Consider the following 16623-nt stretch of genomic DNA (forward strand, 5'->3'; position numbering starts at 1 on the left):
AGCGGCAAAGGATCCAGTCGAACAGATCGTTCCAGTCCGGACTGCCGCGCTCGATCAGCGCGAACTTCCACTCATTGGTCCATGCTTCAAGAACAGAAGAAGCGGGACCCCGGGTCAAGCCCGGGGTGACGAAGGAAAGGCCAGCAGCAGTAATCCGCCCATTGCGGACCTTCCCGTAGTGACCATCTGGTCATTTCGCCGCGCGAGAAGACGCCCGAGCGCCGATCTCCGATATCATCGGCGGTGCCGGAAGGCCTTCAGCCATTCTGACGTTTTCAGACGCGGTCAGAACCAGCTGACCACCAGCGTCGCGGTGCACAGGAAGGTGATCGCGGTGGTCGCCCAGCCGAGGAAATTGGTCCAGCGGCCGTTGGTGCGGGCGCCGACGACGCGGCGGCTGTTGGTCAGCAGCATCATCAGGAACAAGAGCGGCGGCACCGAAAAGCCCTGGACGATGCCGGACCAGACCAGCGCCCGCATCGGGTTGAAGCCGAGAAAATTGAGACCGACCGCGAGCGCCGTCACCAGCGCGATGACGCCGTAGAACAGGCGGTTGTCGCCCGGCTCGTCGTGCAGGCTGCCTTGCCGGCCGAGACCCTGGACGATGTCGTAGGCCGCGCCTGTCGTCATGATCGGCACGGCGAGAAAGCCGACGCCAACCACGCCGGCCGCGAACAGATATTTGGCGGCGTCGCCGGCCAGCGGCTCCAGCGCGGCGGCCGCCTGGGCAGCGGTCTCGATCCGGTGCTGGCCGGCCGGGTGCAGGGTAAGGCCGGTCGCCAGGATGATGAAATAAAGGATCAGGTTGGAAAAGATCATGCCGGTCAGCACGTCGCGGCTGGTGCGCTTCATCTCGCGGCGGCTGGCGCCTTTGCGCTGCCACAGCTGGCGGCGGCCGATCGCGATCTGCTCCTCCACTTCCTGGTTCGACTGCCAGGTATAGATATAGGCGGAGAGCGAGGTCCCGATGCAGGCGACGACCAGCGCCATGAACTCGGCATCGAGCCGCACGCGCGGGAGGAAAGTGGCCCGCAGCACCTCGACGGGGTCCGGTCGCGCCATGATCGCGGCCGCGACATAGGCGAACAGGGTAAGCGCCAGCCAGCGGAAGATCGCGCGGATCAGCGTGTAGGAACCGAAATACTGGACGGCGTAGATGATCGCTGCGGTGCCGACCACGATCGCCGGGATCGGCAGCGGAACCAGCAGGTTCAGCGCCGACGCGATGCCGCCCAGGTCTGCCGCCGCCTCGATGATGTTGCCGGAAAAGGCGAGCGCGACCATCGGCAGCAGCACCCAGCGCGGGAATTGGTCGCGTATGCAGGCGAACAGCCCCTTGCCGTAGACCTGCCCGACCTTCGCCGACAGGTAGGTCACGACGTACATCATCGGCAGCAGAACGGGCGCGATCCACAGGAAGCCGAGGCCGAACCGCGCGCCCGCGCTCGCATAAGTGCCGATCGCCGACGGGTCGTCGTCCGCCGCGCCGGTGACGACCCCTGCGCCGACGAGCTTCAGCAGGCCCGGAGGCGGCGGCGGCGCTTCGGCCTGGGTGTCGGATTCCAGCGGTTCTCGGATCGGACGGTTCACAGGGCCTCGCACGCAACGGCGAGACGCTGAACCCCCGACCCGGGGCCGGAGTTCAGGCTTTAGTCGAGCTTCTTTTGGCGCGTGGCGTCGGTGACCTCGCGGTCATGGCCGCTCTGGTCGCTGAAGAAGGCGGCGGCGAACAGGCCGCAGCCGATCACCACCGACAGGAACACGCCGGCAAGCGTCGCCAGCACCATATGGAGCCGAAGCGGCCCGAACAGCGACAGATACCAGAGTGCGGCCGCCGCCAGCAGCACGCCGCCCAGCGTGATCCACGCCATCTTGCGTTTGAAATCGGCGAGCGCCTGCTCGCGGGTCGGAACAACGGGGGAATCCGGCGCGCCCTGATGCGCGGCTGGATCGACCTGGGACATTCAGCAACCTCCATCCGCCACGAGACCAGCCGGCACGGGCCGCTCGGTGGGGCGGTTAGGCCCTATATAGTGAAGCGATCGTTCCCGACGAAGCCCAGGCGGGCGATGCCGGCGCGTTTTATTTCGGCCAGCACCGCGTCGAAACGGGCGTAGCGCGCCTCCGCGGCCGATTCCAGCTGGAGCATGGCGTCGGGCCGGGCGGAAAGAGCGCGGAGGCGGGCGGCCAGTTCCGCGTCGGGGATCGCGGCGCCGTCCCAGCTGAGCGCGCCGTCGGCAGCGATCGCGAGACGGTGCGTTTCGGGCATGCTCGCGGGGCCGGGGCGCTGCGCCGGCAGGTCGATGCCGACCTTGTGCGTCTGTGCCGGGATGGTCAGGATGAACATGATCAGCAGCACCAGCAGCACGTCGATCAGCGGCGTGGTGTTCATCTGCGCGAAGGGCCGGAAATCGGGAGCGGCAACGAACGTGCGGCGCATGGCATCCTCCTGTTCTGTTGATGTAATAACATCACATTGCTAACGGACGCGCAAGCTCGATCCTTCGCCTTTCCTTAAGCAATGTCGTTTAGGACGGGCAGCATGAAGCTCGTCACGTCCATGTCGATCGCACTTGCGCTGACGCTGGTCTGCGACCGGGCGTTCAATCACGGCATGCTGACCGTGAAGCTGTACGACACCACCGCCAATGCGCGGAGCTGGGCGACGCGCAGCGGCGAAGAAATCGCCGACACCTTCACCGGCTTCAGCTCCTGACCTTCGCGACGGCCTGAGCGATACGCGTCGCCGGCCGCGGCGCGTTCGGCACCGGCTTCGGCACTCCTTTCCCCTGCTTAAGCGACGTATCCCAGGTGCCGCCCTCGGCTGTGGAAAACCGGCCATTTTGCTTCCGTTTCGAGGCGGTGCTTCCTATATGCTCGGCATGGAAAAATCCCCCAATGCGAACAGCTACGGCGCCGATTCGATCAAGGTGCTGAAGGGCCTGGACGCGGTCCGCAAGCGGCCCGGCATGTATATCGGCGACACCGACGACGGCTCCGGCCTGCACCATATGGTGTTCGAGGTTTCCGACAACGCGATCGACGAGGCGCTGGCCGGGCATTGCGACCTGATCCTGATCCAGCTGAACCCCGACGGCTCCGTGTCGGTCGAGGATAACGGCCGCGGCATTCCGGTCGGCATTCACCCCGAAGAAGGCGTGTCGGCGGCCGAGGTCATCATGACCCAGCTGCACGCGGGGGGTAAGTTCGAGAACACGTCCGACGACAATGCCTATAAGGTGTCGGGCGGGCTGCACGGCGTCGGCGTGTCGGTGGTGAACGCGCTGTCCGAGTGGCTGGACCTGACCGTCTGGCGCGACGGCAAGGAGCATTACATGCGTTTCCGCCACGGCGACGCGGAAGCGCCGCTGAAGGTCGTCGGCGATGCGCCCGAGGGCAAGACCGGTACGCGCGTCACATTCCTGCCCAGCCCCGAGACGTTCAAGATCACCGAGTTCGACTTCGAGAAGCTGGAGCATCGCTATCGCGAGCTCGCTTTCCTGAACTCGGGCGTGCGGCTGCGGCTGGTCGATGCGCGGCACGAAGACCGGGTCGAGCACGACCTGTTCTACGAAGGAGGGATCGCTGCGTTCGTGAAATGGCTCGACCGCGCCAAGACGCCGCTGTTCCCCGACCCGATCGCGATCACCGGCCAGCGCGACAATATCGGCATCGACATCGCGCTGGAGTGGAATGATTCCTATTACGAGAACGTCCTCGCCTTCACCAACAACATCCCGCAGCGCGACGGCGGCACGCACATGGCCGCGTTCCGCGCCGCGCTGACGCGCACGCTCAACAACTACGCCGAGCGCTCCGGGCTGCTGAAGAAAGAGAAGGTCACGCTCACCGGCGACGATATGCGCGAAGGGCTGACCGGGATCGTCTCGGTCAAGCTGCCCGACCCGAAGTTCAGCAGCCAGACCAAGGACAAGCTCGTCTCCTCCGAAGTCCGCCAGCCGATGGAACAGCTGATGTCGGACAAGATGGACGAGTGGCTGGAGGAAAACCCGCAAAACGCGCGCGCGATCGTCCAGAAGATCATCGACGCCGCCGCCGCGCGCGAAGCGGCGCGCAAGGCGCGCGAGCTGACAAGGCGGAAAGGCGTGATGGACATCGCCTCGCTGCCCGGCAAGCTGGCCGATTGCCAGGAGCGCGATCCCGCCAAGTCCGAGCTCTTCCTGGTCGAGGGCGACTCGGCCGGCGGCTCCGCGAAGCAGGGCCGCGACCGGCATTACCAGGCGATCCTGCCGCTGAAGGGCAAGATCCTGAACGTCGAGCGCGCGCGCTTCGACCGGATGCTGAGCTCGAAGGAGATCGGCACGCTGATCCAGGCGATGGGCACCGGCATCGGCCGCGACGATTTCAACATCGACAAGCTCAGGTACCACAAGATCATCATCATGACCGACGCGGACGTGGACGGCGCCCATATCCGCACGCTGCTGCTGACCTTCTTCTACCGGCAGATGCCCGAGATCATCGCAAACGGGCACCTCTACATCGCCCAGCCGCCGCTCTACAAAGTCGCGCGCGGCCGGTCCGAGAGCTATCTGAAGGATCAGGCGGCGATGGACGAGTATCTGATCGGCGCCGGCGTCGAAGCGATGCGGCTGGAGACGGCCGAAGGCACCCGCTTCGGCGACGATCTGCGCGCGGTGGTCGACCATGCGCGCCGGATGCGTGCGCTGATGGGCTATGTGCCGCGGCGCTATGACCCGAAGATCGTCGAGGCGCTGGCGCTGAACGGCGCGCTCGCTCCCGACATGAGCCCCGAGGTCAAGGCGGCGGCGATCGCGCGCGTGGCCGAATGGCTGAACCGCAGCGACCCCGAAGCCCGCTGGACCGGGCGCGTGGCGGCGGAGGGCGGCTATCACCTCGAGCGGCTGTGGCGCGGCGTCACCGACCATCACATCATCGAGGCGACTTTCCTGGGCTCGGCCGAGGCGCGCAAGCTGCACGGCCTGGCGAAGGAGCAGGCGGACACCTATGCGCAGCCGTCGCGGCTGGTCTCGGCCAAGGCGGCAGCAGCCGAAGAAGGCGAAGAGGCGCCCGCGGACCCGAAGGGCACCGCCGTCACGCGTCCGTCCGAACTGCTCGACGCGATCTTCGCCGCCGGCCGCAAGGGCCTGTCAGTGCAGCGCTACAAGGGGCTGGGCGAGATGAACGCCGAGCAGCTGTGGGAAACCACGCTGGACCCGGACGTCCGCTCGCTGCTGAAGGTCGAGATCGCGCAGGCGGACGTCGCCGACGAAGTCTTTACCCGCCTGATGGGCGACGTCGTCGAACCGCGCCGCGAATTCATCCAGGAAAATGCGCTGAGCGTGGCAAATCTGGACGTTTAGGCCGTGCCATCGGCTTGCGCGACTCAGAATCAGGATCGTCTTTGGGTCCTTTGGCGCGAGTTCAGCGGAGATAAGGCATGAGCATCGGGAAGTTGACGAAAGTCGGTCCGCGACCCGATCATATCCGCGATCTCGACCGGGGGTCGACTTCGGCGTTTCGCAATTGAGGCGATGGGCTGTCAGCGGTTTCGGCGACCGCGTAGCAGCCTGACGCCGCAACCCTGCGGGCCCGAAACGGTTTAGCTCCTGACAGGATCGGGAGTGAGGTCATGGACATTTCGAACACGCCGCTGGTCGAGCGGATCGCGCGGGTGCTGGCGGGACAGCGGCTGAGCTCCAATGCGGAAGGGTCGAACCCGTCCGCGGGCGATGTCGTCGATCTGGCCTGGCGCGAGCATCTGGACGATGCGCGCGCCGTGCTCAGGACGCTCCGCGAGCCGGACGAGGAGATGGCGGCGGCCGGCGACGCGGCGGTCTGGGAGCGGATGGTCCGCGCCGCGATCGACAATGGCGGATCGGACAAGCCCAATGCCGACCGCGTCGAGGAACGCGCCTAGAATTCGCGGCTGAGCGCGAACTCCACGCGGGTGCGCTTGAAATCGTAGATCGGGATCGTCGAATCGCTTTCGCTGTGGATCACCCTGATCAGCGGGGCGAGGCCGCGCCAGGTGAAGCGGCGGAGGATCAGGCCCAAGGTCACGTCGAAGCGCTTGTCCTCGCGCGTCACGCCGAACAGCGGATCCTTCCCCTTCGCGCCCAGGCGGAAGCCGCTCAGCTGGATAAAGCCCAGCTGCTTGCCGAACGCACGCGAGGCGAGCAGATCGACGCCGACGCTGTCGGTCGACAGGAAATCCGCCTTGGCATCCTGTCGCGTCACGCGCCCCCCGACGCGGACGCTGAAGCGCGGGCTGATCGCGCGATCATAGGCGACATTGAGATCGGTCAGCAGGCCGTCCTGCGCCGGAATCCGCGCATAATTGCTTTGCAGCAGCGTCAGCTCGCCTTCGACCTGGCTGACCTGGTTCAACGGCTTCAGCACGTTCACCGAGCCGCCAAAGCTTTCCGAATAGAGATCGCCGCCGAACCAGCGCCGCTGCGCGATCGCCGCAGGCCGCACGCGTGCGGCATCGAGACGGAATTCGGGGCCTGAGGCCAGCGTCATCACCACGTCGTTGAATTGCGACTTGCCGTAAAGATCGGCGCGCACGGACGCGCGGCTGAGCAGATCGATCCTGTCGGTGATGCGTCCGCGCGCGAACCCTTGCGCCGACAGCGAAAAGCCGACGCCGGACGTCGCGCGCGCGTCCCGGCTGAGCGTCAGCGGCGCGACGACGGTATCGACGCGTTCCTGCGTGGTCGCGCGGTTGATGTTGCTGTCCGGCGCGATTGCGACTTCGATCGAGCCGCCGATCGTGCGGCTGGAGCGCAGCGCCGTCGCGAACCGGTCGACGACGCGCGCGACGTCCTCGGGCAGCCCGGCCGCGCCCGCCCGCCGCAATTCCCGGCGCGCGCCCGATTCGTCGCCGGTCGCCGCCAGCAGCCGCGCAAGCTCGAGCCGCGGCCGCCCGGCATCGGGCTTCTCATCGAGCAGCGTCTTCAGCCACTCGATCGCGCCCTGCTTGTCGCCCTGCGCCTCGCGCAGGGCGGCAAGGCGGAAACGCGCTTCGGCCCGGTAATCGTCGTTGGGATCGTGAGTGAGGCCCTTGAGCAGCGTCTCGGCGTCGGCGAAGCGCTTGGCCGCCGCATAGCGTTCGGCAATCGCGAACACCTGAGGCGCCGTGAGCCCTTGTGCGCAGCCCTTTGCCGGATCGCAGTCCTGCGTCTGCGCGAGCACCGGCGCGGCGCAGACGGCAAGCAGAAGGGCGGAGGCGACACGAAGAAACACGAACCGCCTCCGCGGGAACAGGAAAGTGCGGCTACTGGGCCTTGCCGACGACGGCTCCGGCGGCAGTGCCGCCCGATCCGGTCGGATCGCGCAGACTGAAGGTATAGCCGACCTCCTGGCCCTGCGGGCCGAAAAAGGCGCCGGCGAAGCTGCCGTTCAGCGTGTTGCCGTTGCCGTCGGTCCCCTGGTGCGTCAGCGTGCCGGCAAAGCCGCCGCCCATCGCCGCGATGGTGCCGGTCCCGTTGAAGCGCCCCAGGCTCTTGGTATCGCCCGGGACGGTCGCGTTGGTGCCATCGAGCTGCAGCGTGGTCGAGACGGTCTTGTTGGTGAAGTTGGCCGTGAACGTGCTGGCGCCGGGCTGGCTGGACAGCGTGTAGATGCCGTCCGGATTGCTCCAGATGCCGTCGACGGTGATCGCATAGGATCCCGATCCCGTGCTCGGCTGGTTCGCGTCCTGGCGGATGCCATAGACGAAATATTGCTGCGACAGGTCGGCAGTGGCGCCGTTCGTCACTGTGTGCTGCCACGCGCCGTAGCTCACATAGGTGAGCGCCATCAACGTGTTGGCGGAGCCAGGATTGAACAGCACCAGCTGGTCGCTGGTGCTGCCGGACGCCTTCGCGAAAGTCGTCACCTGGTCGTCGCTCGATCCCGGGTCCTTCATCGAAGGCAGGAATGTCGCGGACGCGCCGCCGGCGTCGGTAACGGTGTAGCCGCCGGTCGCCGCATCATAAGCGAGGGTAACTCCCTCGCCGAATCCGTTCGCGACGGCGCCGAAATTCGAGGCGGTGCCGCTGCCGGTCGCCAGCGTCGACGAGGTGCGTGCCCCCGTCGCGTCGAAGGTCTGGCTGTACACCAGCGGCGTCAGGCTCGTGTTGTTGCCCGGCGTCGGCGTGGGCGTCGGAGTAGGCGCCGGTGTTGGCGTGGGAGTCGGCGCGGGTGTCGGAGTCGGAGTCGGAGTCGGAGTTGGGGTCGGAGTGGGGGTGGGAGTGGGAGTGGGCGTCGGCGTTGGGGTAGGCGTCGGCGTCGGTGTCGGTGTCGGTGTCGGTGTCGGAGTGGGTGTCGGAGTCGGCGCAGGCGTCGGCGACGGAGTCGGCGTGGGAGTCGGACTCGGCGACGGAGTCGGCGTTGGAGTGGGCGTCGGGCTCGGCGACGGAGTCGGCGTTGGAGTCGGCGTCGGGCTCGGCGACGGAGTCGGTGTAGGCGTAGGCGTAGGAGCCGGCGCGGGGTTGCCGCCGGCCGAACCGACACCGCCGCCGCCACAGGCCGCGAGCGCGAGCCCAAGGCTCAAAACACAGGAATTCCGAAGCTTACGCATTGATTGACCCCACCGAAAACGAGGATTTCGTTAACGATAGTTGGTAGGGGTTGATAGGGCGTTAAAAACGGCTCAGGCGACCCTGAGCACCTTCTGCCGCCTGCGCTGGACCGACGAACCGATCCCCATCGCTTCGCGATATTTGGCGACGGTGCGCCGGGCGATGTCGAAGCCCTTTTCGCGCAGCAGGTCGACCAATGTGTCGTCGGACAGGATCGCATTCGGCTCCTCGGCCGCGATCAGCGCCTTGATCGCGCTCTTGACCGCTTCTGCCGAAACCGCCTCGCCGCCGTCCGCGGCCTGGATCGCGGAGGTGAAGAAATATTTGAGCTCGAACAGCCCGCGCGCGCAGCTCAGATATTTGTTCGATGTGACGCGGCTGACGGTCGATTCGTGCATGCCGATCGCCTCGGCGACCTGGCGCAGCGTCAGCGGGCGCAGATGCTCGACGCCTTTCAGGAAAAAGGCTTCCTGCTGCTTCACGAGCTCCGTCGCGACCTTGATGATCGTGCGCTGGCGCTGGTCGAGCGCCTTGATCAGCCAATTGGCGCTTTGCAGGCAATCGGCGAGCCACGCCTTCGATGCCTTGTCCTGCGGGCCCGATGCGAGCTCGGCATAATAGGTGCGATTGACGAGCAGGCGCGGCAGCGTCGCCGCATTGAGCTCGATCGCCCAGCCGCCAGGCCGCTTGGCGACGAAGATGTCGGGCACCACCGTCTCGGTACGGACCGCGCCGAATTTGAGGCCCGGCTTCGGATCGTAATTCCTGAGCTCGCGGATCATGTCCGCCAGATCCTCGTCGTCGACCTGGCAGATGCGCTTCAGGTGCTGGAGCTTGCCCGCCGCGACCAGGTCGAGATTGGCGATCAGCCGCGCCATGCACGGATCATAGCGATCCGCTTCCTTCGCCTGGAGCGCGAGGCATTCGGCAAGGCTGCGCGCGCCGACCCCGGTGGGATCGAAGCTCTGGACGACGGCCAGCACATGCTCGACATCGGCGGTCCCGACGCCGAGCCGCTGGGCTAGCTCGGCCAGGTCGGCGGTCAGATAGCCGGCCTCGTCGATCTGGCCGATCAGCTGGACCGCGATCAGGTGGCCGCGGCCGGACAGGGTCTCGCCGGCCTGGGCGAGCAGATGGTCCTGCAGCGATTCCGCGGCGCCGGCAAAGCTGTCGAAATCGATGCCGTCTTCGCTGCCGCCACCGGAGCCGGTGCCGCCGAGGCCCAGCGAGCCGTCGAGGCCGTAGCTTTCGGTCGGCCCGTCGTGATGGAAAGTCTCGGCGACGAAATCGACGTCGAGCGGCGCGTCGGCGACGGCATCGCCATGTTCGACCAGCCGGTCGGCCGTGACCGGCTCGGGCGGCTCGTCGCCCTCCCAGGCATCGGGTTCCGGCTCCGGCGCTTCGGACGGACCGCGTTCCTCGCCGCCGGTTTCGAGCAGCGGGTTCTTTTCCAGTTCCTCGGCGATGAAGCCTTCGATCTCGAGATTCGACAGCGCAAGCAGCTTGATCGCCTGCTGCAGCTGCGGCGTCATCACCAGCGATTGCGACTGGCGAAGGTCAAGGCGCGGGGCGAGCGACGCCACGGCTAGAGCTCGAAATGCTCGCCGAGATAGAGGCGGCGGACATTCTCGTCGGCGACCAGATCTTCCGGGCTGCCGGCGAACAGCACGCGGCCATCGTAGATGATGCAGGCGCGGTCGACGATGTCCAGCGTCTCGCGGACATTATGGTCGGTGATCAGCACGCCGATTCCGCGCTTTTTCAGCTGGCAGATCAGGTCGCGGATGTCGGAGATCGAGATCGGGTCGATGCCTGCGAACGGCTCGTCCATCAGGATGATCGACGGATTGGCGGCCAGCGCGCGGGCGATCTCGCAGCGGCGCCGTTCGCCGCCCGACAGGCCCATCGCCGGCGAGTGGCGCAGGCGGGTGAGGCCGAATTCGTCGAGAAGCTGCTCCAGCCGTTCCGCTCGCGCCGTGTGATCCGGCTCGGCCAGCTCGAGCACGGCGAGGATGTTCTTCTCGACCGACAGGCCGCGGAAGATCGAGGTTTCCTGCGGCAGATAGCCGAGCCCCAGGATCGCGCGGCGGTACATCGGCAGCCCGGTGATATCGAGCCCGTCGAGCATGATGCGGCCCGAATCGGGCTTCACCAGCCCCATGATCGAATAGAAGCAGGTCGTCTTGCCGGCGCCGTTGGGGCCGAGCAGGCCGAGCACTTCGCCGCGGCCGACGGCCAGCGAGACGTCCGACAGCACCACCCTTTTGTCATAGGCCTTGGCGATCGACACGACGGCGAGACCGCTGCCGACTTCCGGCTCCGGGCTGGGCGCGATGGGCGCGGTCAAGGTGGCGACGTCGTTCATGCCGGCTCCGGCTGCTCGCAGATCGAGGTTATTGATCGGTAAACAAGAGGCATTTGGCAAGGTTCGTGCATGACAATGCGACGAAGCGTGGCGCGTGCGCCTCAGCCGCCCTTGCGTTGCGGGACCGAGAAGCGCCCCGTGACGCGACCGCCGCGGCCGCTGGTGCCGGGCGCGCCGCCCACCGCCGAACCGTCGACGACCGCGCGGCCGCTGTCGAGATCGATGACGAGCCGGCCGCCGCGCACGGTGTTCGGACCCTGTTCGAGCACGACGCCGCCGGTCATCGTGATCAGCCGGCGGTTGAGATCGTAGACGGCGAACTGGCCGCGCGCGGTTTCCGACGGCGACTTGACGGTGACGCCGCCCGCCGCATCCACCCGGTCGATCTGGGTGCCGGCGCCGGAGCGATCATAGGCGACCGTCACGCGCGCGGCATCGAGCGTCAGCTCCGCCTGCGTCACATGCACATCGCCGGCGAAGATCGCGCGATCGGCGCGGTCCTGCACCTCGATGCGGTCGGCAGTGACGTCGACCGGCGCGTTGGTGTTGTGGTTCCTGAGCGCCTGCGCGACGAGCGGCGCTGCCAGCGCGAGGGCGCCGCCGAACACGCTTCCCAGGATCAGCCGCCGGATCATCGCGCCCCTCTGGCCGCTCCCTGGACGATGTGCAAGCGTGCGCGGCCGGTCAGCCGCACCACGCGTGCGGGCAGGTCCGCCGAAATCCGGCCGCCGCTGAAGGTGCCGAGCGGCATCCGCCCCTCGACCGGCCCCTCGCTCTGCATCGTCCGCGATTTCAGGTCGACGTCGACATCGCGCGTGACCAGCCGATAGCCATCGGCGGACTGATAGGTGACGGGGCCCACGACCTCCACCTGTTCCTTGTCCATGTCGTAGCGTGCGCGATCGGCGCGGAGCATCGCCGGGCCGTCGCGCATCGCGAGGCTGGCGGACAGGTCCTGCAGGCGCACGATCGGTTCCTTCGACGTCGCCTGCACCGCGGAGCCCGCGTGCAGCGCGAAAGGCTGACCCTTCGAATCCTCGCCGCGATACAGCGCTTCGGTGACGCGCAGCCGCTCCTTCGCGACCTGCACCTTGTTCTTGTCGAGCACGAAGCTCATGTCGCCCGCGATCGTCATCGGCGCGATCGACATGAAGGCGACCAGCGCGCCGATCGCCATCGGCAGCAGCATCCTGAGCCAGCGGATCACCCGGTCGTGGCTGCTGCCGGGCAAGGCCCAGCGCATGCGCGCGTCGCGCGAGCGGATCGCCGCTTCAGACATGGGCGAAGATATCGACCTCCGGCCAGCCCGCCAGATCCAGCTGCGCACGGGCCGGCAGGAAATCGAAACAGGCCCGGGCGAGCTCGGTCCGCCCTTCGCGGGCGAGGCGCCGGTCGAGCTCTTCCTTCAGGCCGTGAAGATAGCGCACGTCGGACGCGGCATAGTCCTTCTGCGCGTCGGACAGGATCGGGCCGCCCCAGTCCGAGCTCTGCTGCTGTTTCGAGATTTCCTGGCCCAGCAATTCGCGCACCAGGTCCTTCAACCCGTGGCGGTCGGTATAGGTCCGCACCAGCCGCGACGCGATCTTGGTGCAATAGACCGGGGCCGCCGTGACGCCTAGATAAAGCTGGATCGCGGCAAGGTCGAAGCGCGCGAAATGATAGAGCTTCAGCCGGTTCGGATCGGCCAGCACCGCCTTCAGGTTGGGCGCGTCGTAGCGGCTGCCGGGGCCGAAGCGGACGAGATGCTCGTCGCCGCGCCCGTCCGAAATCTGCACCAGGCACAGCCGGTCGCGGTGCGATTGCAGCCCCATCGTCTCGGTATCGACGGCGACGGGGCCGTCGGCGAGCACGCCTGCCGGCAGGTCTTCTTCGTGGAAATGAACGGCCATATGAGGCGACGGCATAGGCGGAGCCGGCTGAACGCTCAATGGCGAAGGCCCTCTTAACTGCGCCTGTGGATTATTTCGTTCGCGGGGACGCCGAAACTCGGCTATGACGAATCGTGGACGCGTCTCTGGGGTATGCGTCTCAAGGACTTGGCGTGTGCGCCCGGCGTGCGAAGTTCGGTTGGATACAGGTGGGCGACCGGAAGGCAAGAATGGGTTTCGATAGAGGACGACGGGGTCAACGCGGCGGCGGCAAAGACAAGCGCGACGGTTTCGGTGACGAGAATTACGGCGGTTACAGCGAATCCGGCGGCGGCCGCTACGGCGGCGGCTTCGGCGGTGGCGATCGCTTCGGCGGCGGCGGCGGCGGCTTCGGCGGCCCGCGCGGCGGTGGTTTCGGCGGCGGCGGTGGCGGCTTCGGCGGCCCGCGCGGCGGCGGCATGCCGCAGCAGGTCATCGGCGAAGGCACGGGCGTCGTAAAATTCTTCAATGCGCAGAAGGGCTTCGGCTTCGTCGTGCGCGATGACGGCGGCGAGGATGTGTTCGTGCACATCTCCGCGGTCGAGCGTGCGGGCCTGACCGGCCTGGCCGAAGGCCAGCCGCTCGGCTTCACGCTGGTCGATCGCGGCGGCCGCGTCTCGGCAACCGACCTGAAGATCGAGGGCGAACCGCTCCCGGTCACGGGCGGCGGCGGCGGCGCGCGCGAGGATCGCGGCGGCGGCCCGCAGCGGCAGCTGACCGGCGAAAAGGCCAGCGGCACGGTCAAGTTCTTCAACGCGATGAAGGGCTTCGGCTTCATCCAGCGCGATGACGGGCAGCCCGACGCGTTCGTCCACATCTCCGCCGTCGAGCGGGCCGGCATGCCGACCCTGAACGAAGGCGACCGGCTCGAATTCGAGCTGGAAGTGGACCGGCGCGGCAAATACGCCGCAGTGAACCTCGTTCCGCTGCAGTCGTAAGCAGAACTCGGCAGTCTCAGGCCGTCATTCCGGCGCAGGCCGGAATCCACCTGCTTTAGATAAGGTGGACCCCGGCTCAAGGCCGGGGTGACGGACCGGCTGCAGCTTTCATTTTTTCCGCAGCCGCGCGGTAGCGCGCGGGCCGGTCGGCTGCGTGCTTTGCGACCATGGCGCGATAGCGTTCGAGCGTGGCCGCGCCGGCCTTGTCCGGCGATCCCGAATCGAGCGGCGGCGCCGGGTCATATTCGAGGCTCAGCTGCACGAAGCGGGCATAATCCGCGCCTTCGATCGCGGCGACCAGCGCCAGGCCGAAATCGATGCCCGCAGTCACGCCGCCGCCGGTCGCCCGGTTGCGGTCGAACACCACCCGCTCCTTGACCGGAATCGCGCCGAATGCGGCGAGGAATTCGTGGCTCGCCCAATGGGTGGTCGCGCGGTAGCCGCGGAGCAGCCCGGCCGCGCCCAGCACCAGCGCGCCGGTGCAGACGCTGGTGATCCATTGTGCGCCCTCGGCCACATCGCGCAACCAGGAGAGCGTGGCGTCATCCTCCATCGCGCGGGTGACGCCGAACCCGCCGGGCACGCAGAGAATGTCCGGCTGAGCGGCGCTGGCGAAGGTGGCGGTCGGCAGCAGCGCAAAGCCGGCATCGGTCGGCACCGGGTCGAGCGTCTTCGCGACCAGTTCCAGCTTTGCGCCCGGCATGCGCGACAGCACCTGCGCCGGGCCGGTCATGTCGAGCTGCGTGACCTGGGGAAAGAGGAGGAAGGAGATTTGCATGCGCGGTCTCCTCCCCTCCCTGAAAAGGAGGGGCCGGGGGTGGGTGTCGGCCGCAGGCCGAGCGAAACTCGGATTCACCGGTGCTCGCTGCGCTCGCTACCCACCCCTAACCCCTCCCTTTCAGGAAGGGGAATCATTCCGCCGCCAGCAACGCCTCCGCGCCGCCCAGATCCACCGATACCAGCCGGCTGACGCCGCGTTCGACCATGGTGACGCCGAACAGGCGGTGCATGCGGCTCATCGTTACGGCATTGTGGGTGACGATCAGATAGCGCGTGTCGGTTTCCGTCACCATCGTGTCGAGCAGATCGCAGAACCGCTCGATATTGGCATCGTCCAGCGGGGCGTCGACTTCGTCGAGCACGCAGATCGGCGCGGGGTTGGTCAGGAACAGGCCGAAGATCAGCGCGACCGCGGTCAGCGCCTGCTCGCCGCCCGACAGCAAGGTGAGACTGCCGAGCTTCTTGCCCGGCGGCTGGGCCATGATCTCGAGGCCGGCTTCGAGCGGATCGTCCGAATCGACCAATTGCAGATAGGCCTCGCCGCCTTCGAACAGGCGGGAGAACAGCCGGCGGAAATGGCGGTCGACTTCCTCGAACGCGGCGAGCAGGCGCGCCCGCCCTTCCCGGTTCAGGCTGCCGATCGAGCCGCGCAGGCGGTTCACGGCCTGGGTCAGTTCGTCGCGCTCGCCGACCGAACGTTCGAGCGCCGTCTCCAGCTCGCGCAATTCCTGTTCGGCGACCAGATTGACCGGCCCCAGACGTTCCCGGTCGAGATTGAGCTTGTCGTGGCGTGCCGATTCCTCGGCCGGATCGCGCACGTCGGCGGAGGCAAAGCCGATCTTTTCCGGCAGGACCGGCGGCGGACATTCGAAACGCTCGCCCGAGACGCGGCCCATCTCGATCCGGCGGGCATCGGCGGCTTCGGCGCGCGCGGCGGCACCGGCGCGGAGCTCGCGCGCCTGGGCGAGCGCCTCGCCAGCCTGGGCGAGCGTCGCCTCGCCTTCGCGCACGCGCGCTTCCGCCGCGCGTTCGTCGGCAGCGAGCGATTCGGCTTCGGCGCGCGCTTCGCCCTGGCGCGCTTCGAGCGCGGCGATCTCCTCGCGCAGTGCGGCCGGGGTGCCGGCCAGCGCGGCAAGCTCGGCTTCGGCAGCGCGTTCGCGGCGGGCCATTTCATCGATCCGCTTCGCCGCCTCGCCGGCGCGCCCGCGCCAGCCCTTCACTTCCGCCTGGGCCGCGCCCTGCCGCTCGCGATCGGCCGCGATCGAACGGTCGAGCGTCGCCGCGAGCGCTCGCTTTTCGGACACCGCGGCGCGCGCGGCTTCGCTCTGTGCGGACAGCGAGGCGACCAAGTGGGCGGTGGCAGCGCCGTCGGGGAGCGCCGTCAGGCGCGCGTTCGCCTCGTCCGCTTCGCGGACGGCATCGTCGCGTTCCTGCGCGGAGCGCTCGCGGCGATTCGCGAGCTCCGCCTGGCGCGCGGCAAAGCGCTCGATCGCGGCCTCGGCCCCGTCCTCCTCGCGCCTCGCGTTGCGGGCATCGGCCTCGGCCCGAGCCAGCGCCTGGCGGCTTTCGTCGGCTGACGCGCGCGCGGCGGCGAGCCGGGCCGACGCCGTCTCCATCGAGACCTGTGCCTGCGCGACCGCATCGCGCGCTTCGGGCAAGGCGGCGCGGAGGGCGTCGAGCCGGTTGGCGCGGACCAGCCGCTCGGCCGCCGCCGCGCCCGCGTCCGTCGCGGCGAACCCGTCCCAGCGCCGCATCGCACCGTCACGCGTGACGAGCTGCTGGCCCGGCGCGAGGGCACGGCCGTCGTCCGCTTCGACGACCGCGATCTGGGCAAGGCGGCGCGCGAGCACGGCCGGCGCGGTCACGTGTGCGGCGAGGCTGCCGGCAACCGGAGCGTCGGCAGCGGCTTCGGACCAGCTCGCCAGCGCCGTCTCCAGTTCGTCGCCGAACGCGGCCGCCAGCGCCCGCTCATAGCCGGGCGCCGCGCGGACATGGTCGATCAGCCGGTCACCCGACGCGCGCTGCAACGCCTTGTCGAGCGCGGCCGCTTCGCTTTCGAGCGCCGCCAGCGCGGCGCGGGCGGA

15 protein-coding genes and 1 pseudogene are annotated in these 16623 nt (G+C 68.0%); 4 read left to right on the forward strand and 12 right to left on the reverse strand.

Translation table 11 applies throughout. The features are described from left to right. Nucleotides 1-285: 285 nt before the first annotated feature. The 3 genes from VFT73_RS15155 to VFT73_RS15165 all read right to left on the reverse strand — a co-directional run bounded on the left by VFT73_RS15155 (nt 286) and on the right by VFT73_RS15165 (nt 2440). Complete coding sequence (locus VFT73_RS15155; protein WP_326412951.1) at nt 286-1590, reverse strand: Nramp family divalent metal transporter; 1305 nt, start codon at nt 1588-1590, stop codon at nt 286-288. Between the two features lie 59 nt (nt 1591-1649). Next, nucleotides 1650-1964: a hypothetical protein gene (locus VFT73_RS15160; RefSeq protein WP_326412953.1), complete on the reverse strand. Its 315-nt coding sequence runs from the start codon at nt 1962-1964 to the stop codon at nt 1650-1652. A 62-nt stretch (nt 1965-2026) separates the two neighbouring features. After that, entirely contained in the window at nt 2027-2440 is a 414-nt protein-coding gene (locus VFT73_RS15165; RefSeq protein ID WP_326412955.1) for an ExbD/TolR family protein, read from the reverse strand. A gap of 102 nt (nt 2441-2542) precedes the next feature. Here VFT73_RS15165 and VFT73_RS15170 point away from each other — a divergent pair, with 102 nt between their 5' ends. The 3 genes from VFT73_RS15170 (at nt 2543) to VFT73_RS15180 (ending at nt 5902) form a co-directional block, all read left to right on the forward strand. Next, nucleotides 2543-2716, forward strand: coding sequence for a hypothetical protein (locus VFT73_RS15170; protein ID WP_326412957.1), 174 nt, complete (start codon nt 2543-2545; stop codon nt 2714-2716). Nucleotides 2717-2882: 166 nt separating this feature from the next. Then, nucleotides 2883-5345, forward strand: a complete 2463-nt coding sequence (gene gyrB / locus VFT73_RS15175; protein ID WP_326412959.1) for a DNA topoisomerase (ATP-hydrolyzing) subunit B — start codon at nt 2883-2885, stop codon at nt 5343-5345. A 269-nt stretch (nt 5346-5614) separates the two neighbouring features. Then, nucleotides 5615-5902, forward strand: coding sequence for a hypothetical protein (locus VFT73_RS15180; protein WP_326412961.1), 288 nt, complete (start codon nt 5615-5617; stop codon nt 5900-5902). Here the strand turns inward: VFT73_RS15180 and VFT73_RS15185 are convergent. From VFT73_RS15185 to VFT73_RS15215, 7 genes are all read right to left on the reverse strand, one after another. Continuing rightward, complete coding sequence (locus VFT73_RS15185) at nt 5899-7230, reverse strand: surface lipoprotein assembly modifier (RefSeq protein WP_326412963.1); 1332 nt, start codon at nt 7228-7230, stop codon at nt 5899-5901. The genes VFT73_RS15180 and VFT73_RS15185 overlap by 4 nt on opposite strands. 31 nt (nt 7231-7261) lie before the next feature. Further along, complete coding sequence (locus tag VFT73_RS15190) at nt 7262-8086, reverse strand: transferrin-binding protein-like solute binding protein (protein ID WP_326412965.1); 825 nt, start codon at nt 8084-8086, stop codon at nt 7262-7264. Nucleotides 8087-8620: 534 nt separating this feature from the next. Beyond that, nucleotides 8621-10081, reverse strand: coding sequence for an RNA polymerase factor sigma-54 (gene rpoN, locus VFT73_RS15195; protein WP_414712831.1), 1461 nt, complete (start codon nt 10079-10081; stop codon nt 8621-8623). A gap of 53 nt (nt 10082-10134) precedes the next feature. Then, nucleotides 10135-10914 (reverse strand): LPS export ABC transporter ATP-binding protein, encoded by a 780-nt coding sequence (lptB, locus tag VFT73_RS15200; protein WP_326412969.1) that lies wholly within the window; start codon nt 10912-10914, stop codon nt 10135-10137. A gap of 101 nt (nt 10915-11015) precedes the next feature. Next, a complete protein-coding gene (locus tag VFT73_RS15205; RefSeq protein WP_326412971.1) occupies nt 11016-11549 on the reverse strand; it encodes an LptA/OstA family protein in 534 nt (177 codons plus the stop codon). Then, a complete protein-coding gene (gene lptC, locus VFT73_RS15210; protein WP_326412973.1) occupies nt 11546-12193 on the reverse strand; it encodes an LPS export ABC transporter periplasmic protein LptC in 648 nt (215 codons plus the stop codon). Before lptC ends, VFT73_RS15205 begins: the two co-directional genes overlap by 4 nt. Beyond that, nucleotides 12186-12803: a ribonuclease H-like domain-containing protein gene (locus VFT73_RS15215; protein ID WP_326412975.1), complete on the reverse strand. Its 618-nt coding sequence runs from the start codon at nt 12801-12803 to the stop codon at nt 12186-12188. Before VFT73_RS15215 ends, lptC begins: the two co-directional genes overlap by 8 nt. Nucleotides 12804-13012: 209 nt before the next feature. Between VFT73_RS15215 and VFT73_RS15220 the strand changes: the two genes are divergently transcribed. After that, nucleotides 13013-13759, forward strand: coding sequence for a cold-shock protein (locus VFT73_RS15220; protein ID WP_326412977.1), 747 nt, complete (start codon nt 13013-13015; stop codon nt 13757-13759). Nucleotides 13760-13835: 76 nt separating this feature from the next. Here VFT73_RS15220 and VFT73_RS15225 read toward each other — a convergent pair whose 3' ends face one another. Continuing rightward, nucleotides 13836-14537 carry a DJ-1/PfpI family protein gene (locus VFT73_RS15225; protein ID WP_326412979.1) on the reverse strand — a complete coding sequence of 234 codons (702 nt, stop codon included), beginning with the start codon at nt 14535-14537 and terminating at the stop codon, nt 13836-13838. Between the two features lie 133 nt (nt 14538-14670). Continuing rightward, a pseudogene (locus VFT73_RS15230) lies at nt 14671-16623 on the reverse strand (chromosome segregation protein); the annotation flags it as partial.

This window comes from Sphingomonas sp. (genome assembly GCF_035758555.1).
Taxonomy (GTDB): Bacteria; Pseudomonadota; Alphaproteobacteria; order Sphingomonadales; family Sphingomonadaceae; genus Sphingomonas_B.